Here is a 1,966-nt window from a genome sequence, read left to right as displayed (position 1 = left end):
TTTCAAAATAGGTCAGTTTAATTTGAGTTCAATTTATATCAGATTTTTATTTTGAAAAAGTCATATTTAGTGAAACTATATTTTGGTTGAGTAAACGTGCTCTCAAATGCATTACAACGGTCTCGGCTATGAGTAGTTGCGTGGATTTATACTTAACTTTGCAAGTACATACCAAACTGAAAATCCGCGAGGATTTTCAGAAGTAGGCGAGAACAAGCAATTACTTATAGCCATTGTTGTGCGTAGGTTTTTATTCGGTTAGTTTTTTCCAATTATTTTCTTTGTAAACATAGCCTTCCCATTCAAATCCGTTCTCGTAACCAAAGATTATTAAAAAATTCTCTTTTTCGGATAGTTCTTGAGAATGTCTTGTTCCATTAATTATTTCGTGCAAATATTCTAATTCATCGTCAGGCTCGTAATCTGGATAAGCAACCAAAACTTTTAATTCACAGTTTGTTAAAAGTAAATGAGAAACTTCTTGATAAAGTCCGCTTTTAAAGTTGTTTTCGTGTTCAAATGCTACTTTAATGTCTCTAAACCAAAATGTATTTTCTTTTATTTTTGGTGTTAAATCTTCCTTGTCATAAAGTATTGCGTCTATCGAATAATAATCTTGCGGATAGGATAAAAGTCCAAAATGACTTGCTATTTGGTCTATTATTGAATTTTCAGAGCCTTTCACAAATAGAGTCAGTTGTTTGTTATTTCTCCAAACACTTAACATTTCTTGTTTTCTGTCGGTTACTTTATTTTTCCAAACACGAAAAAAGTCAGCGGATTTTACTCTTGTCATTTATTTTGCTGGTTGATGTTTTCCTTTGAAAGTTCCGTTTGGATGGTTTTTACAATTTCCTGAAGTCAAACCTGCTATACTCGAATTTTTTGTTCCACAAAGTTTACAAGTATATTGTGATTTTTCAGTTCCTTCGTAAAGTTGGTGTTTTCCTTTAAAGGTTCCGTTCGGATGATTTTTACAGTTTCCCGAAGTTAAACCTGCAACACTTGAGTTTTTAGCTCCGCAATTCTCGCAATAATAATTTGCCATAGTTTATTTGTTTAAATTTTGTTTAAAGTACGATGTCAGTTTAACTTACGCACAACGTTCCCGCGCTACAAGCAGTTTGGGATTAAATCAGCGTTATCTTTCGGATTGCCAAATCTTCCAAATACAAACCAATTTTTCCATTAAGCCAAATGCCCAAATTGCTTTTAGCGTGTGTTAGCCGTTCGGTTTTATTCGTCGATATCTTCAAATGTCAGCAAATTTTCTTTTTTATCAATTTCTATTTTCCGCCAAGTTGGGGCATAACCTTTCCCTTGTGGTTCAAAAAATTCTCTTATGAATTGACTTTCAGTTTCGTAGTTTTTGATTCTTTTTGGCCCATTATAATAATCTTGTTGATTGTCAAAATATGATTCTGTTTGTTTGTCAAGATTAAAATTTTCAGTTTTTTTGATTTCGTCAATTATTCTTGCTTTATCTTTTTCAGAAATTTTCAATTTGAAAGTGTGGTAATAATCACCAATTGAAGACATTGATTTATTTTCAATTATTTCAAAATCATCATTTAGTTTTATGTTTTGTTCGGCTAAAAGTTCAGATGCGTTATTTTTAGAAAAAAGTTCGTCTTCATAAATTTCCGATAGAATAAATAAGCCAATTATAAGACCAACAATAATAGATAAATATTTTCCGAATTTTGGGTATCCAAGTTTTTTTGGAAGCCAAAAGCTTAACCAAATTAATCCGATTATTATTGTCAAAACTAATAACAAAGCAATTAAATAAATTTCCATTTTCTACTAATATTCTGTTTTTTAGGTTTGTTAAACTGACGGCTAACGTTTATGTATAAGAAAAGTTGCGTGTTTGTGTGCGGCGATTTTCCGCAGGAAAATCGGAAGCAGGCAAACAAAGCAACAAACTTAATGCAAGCCTAAAGTAGCAATTTTTTTTATACGG

At 31.5% G+C, this 1,966-nt stretch carries 3 protein-coding genes; all 3 read right to left on the bottom strand.

The features are described 5' to 3' along the window. Positions 1-250 precede the first annotated feature (250 nt). On the bottom strand, positions 251-796 hold the full coding sequence (locus GQO80_RS15665) for a hypothetical protein (protein ID WP_157209299.1): 546 nt from the start codon (positions 794-796) through the stop codon (positions 251-253). Continuing rightward, entirely contained in the window at positions 797-1,048 is a 252-nt protein-coding gene (locus GQO80_RS15660; RefSeq protein ID WP_157209298.1) for a hypothetical protein, read from the bottom strand. 188 nt (positions 1,049-1,236) lie between these two features. Beyond that, positions 1,237-1,800 (bottom strand): hypothetical protein, encoded by a 564-nt coding sequence (locus GQO80_RS15655; protein WP_157209297.1) that lies wholly within the window; start codon positions 1,798-1,800, stop codon positions 1,237-1,239. Between the last annotated feature and the right edge of the window lie 166 nt (positions 1,801-1,966).

Origin of the sequence: Mariniflexile maritimum, from assembly GCF_009746565.1 — a bacterium.
In the GTDB taxonomy this organism is placed as follows: domain Bacteria; phylum Bacteroidota; class Bacteroidia; order Flavobacteriales; family Flavobacteriaceae; genus Mariniflexile; species Mariniflexile maritimum.
This window is presented reverse-complemented; position numbering and strand designations above follow the sequence as displayed.